Origin of the sequence: Bombilactobacillus mellifer (genome assembly GCF_000970795.1) — a bacterium.
GTDB classification, from domain to species: Bacteria; Bacillota; Bacilli; order Lactobacillales; family Lactobacillaceae; genus Bombilactobacillus; species Bombilactobacillus mellifer.
Map to the genome: position 1 here is coordinate 1 of NZ_KQ034030.1, position 2,406 is coordinate 2,406.

Sequence of the window (2,406 nt, forward strand, 5' to 3'; positions counted from 1 at the left end):
AACTTGATCGCGGCCGATTAATTCTATTAATTCAGGAGAAGTATATTTGTGTCCCTGTTGATAACCACTGGTGGCTACCCAATAAGGGGAGGCGACTACCCGATCAGTACCCAGAAGTCTGGTTCCGGCGTTGGGTACAATAGGAAGCATAAGATCATCATAAATAGTATCATAAGGCCATAGAAAGTTGGGACCTAAAATCAAATGATTTAAGTTTCTACAAGCATAAAATATGCTATCTATATCTACAATTTTGGAAAGGTCGAAATTGCTAAGATCTAAACTAGTTAATCTCATACAATCTCCAAACATATTACGCATATAGTCAACGTTAGCGGTATTGAAATTGCTGAGATCTAAACTAGCTAAACTTGAACACTCAGCAAACATAGATTCCATATTAGTAACCTTGGCAGTATTAAAACTGCTGAGATCTAGACTAGTTAAACTGTAGCAATCATAAAACATCCAAGACATATCAGTCACATTAGTGGTATGGAAATTACTAAGATTTAAATTAGTTAAACTGTAGCAATTATAAAACATACCTTGCATATCAGTAATATTTTCATTATTCCAATTGCTTAAATTTAAACTGGTTAAGTTTGAGCAGTATTCAAACATGTATCTCATATTGGTAACTTGATCAGTATTGAAATTACTGAGATCTAAACTGGTTAAATCGCAACTTTGAAACATATCATGCATATCGGTCACTTTAGCAGTATTGAAATTACTGAGATCTAAACTATTCCCTTGATAATATGCAAACATCCCCGACATATCAGTAACGTTAGAAGTATCAAAATTGCTGAAATTTAAATTAACATTTCGATCCTCACCAAACATTTCGGACATATTAGTAACATTAGCGGTATTAAAATGACTGAGATCTAAACTGGTTACGTTTGTGCAACCCCAAAACATTCCATTCATATCAGTAACGTTGGATGTATCAAAATGACTGAGATCAATTTGAGAACCTTGATAATTTGAAAACATTCCCTCCATATTAGTCACGTTAGAAGTATCCAAATGATTTAAATATAGTTGAGGGCCTTGATAACCTGCAAACATTACCGCCATATCAGTCACTTTAGAAGTATCCAAATGACTTAAATCTAGTTGGGAACCTTTATAGCCCGCGAACATCCCTGTCATATTAGTAACATTTGTAGTATTGAAATTGCTGAAATCTAAGCTAGCCCCTTGGTAATCTTCAAACATATAACTCATATTAGTAACGTTCGTGGTATCGAGATTGGCTAGACCCACAATCTTTTTTAGATTCTTTAAATGTCCGAATAAATAACTGGAATCCTGATTAGCTATCACGCCCGGATCAATGATAATTTGTGTCAGTTCTTCATTCCATTGCCAATTACCATTGAAGACTTCGGGGCTAGCACCTATGCTGCCTAAGTAATGGTATAGATAACTATCATTTGGATCTGTTATAGTTTTATGACTGCTGGTTCCTAATGTGCCTGCATGGAAATGTAAAATATAATCATCACCTTGGTGCGTATATTCCCACTTACTGGTGCCCCAAGTACCTTGGGCAATCGTTTCTACTTGAGGATCTGTGGTATTTGAGGTGGCATTGGTACTATTTGTGGCCTTGGCAGCTGGCGTGGTTGTTGGTGCTGTAGGTTGGCTCACTGGCTGAGTAGCCTCATTAGCACCATTAGCTGACGAAGTAGCTGCCGTGTTCTGAGCTGCTGTTTCCTGTTGTGGTTGTGCGGAAGTGGTCGGATTGTTACTGATAGTAGCTGGTTGTGTACTTGTGTTCGTCGCAGGTGAACCTGTATACTGAGTTCCAGCAGTTTGATTCTGTTTAGCAGTTTCGTTAACGGTGTCCGTATTAGTAACAGCCTTTTGTGTACTAGTCTGCTTATTGACAGGCTGTCCCTTTTGGGTAGGTTCAGCAGATTTAGCAGTTGCTGTACTCCGCGGAGCCACCATACTCGTGGCTGTGGGGTCTGGAGCATTTGTAGCTGCCGCAGCCGCTTGTTGTTGGGTTAAGACGAACCCACACACTAACCCTACGAATGTCGTGGTCAGTGCGATACTTTTCTTTTGATTCAAAATAATTCCTCCTTCTTATGTAAAGTTAGATATAGCCTTATAGAACCGGTTACAAATTTATCTTAGCACTTTACTAAGAAATAAATTAATCTATTTTGAATGTTTGCTTGGATTACATAAAAAGCCCTTCCTAAAAGGAAGAGCTTGAATTAAAAAATATAGTTACACAACAACTAGTTTGTGGGCGTGTAGTAGACGTCAACAGTTTGATCACTATCTTGATCCGTGACCAGTTGCGCTGCTACTTGGTCTTGGCTGGCAGTATAGCCGGCGAACACAGGAATCTGAATGGCATCCCAATTGTCCGTACTCCATGCA

Annotated in this window: 2 protein-coding genes; both read right to left on the reverse strand. The window is 38.5% G+C overall.

Going from position 1 to position 2,406, the window contains the following annotated elements:
- Window positions 1-2,088: BspA family leucine-rich repeat surface protein (locus JG30_RS08710; RefSeq protein WP_143443929.1), on the reverse strand; the 2,088-nt coding region annotated here is incomplete at its 3' end.
- Window positions 2,089-2,261: 173 nt separating this feature from the next.
- Window positions 2,262-2,406: mucin-binding protein (locus JG30_RS09305; RefSeq protein ID WP_427846153.1), on the reverse strand; the 145-nt coding region annotated here is incomplete at its 5' end.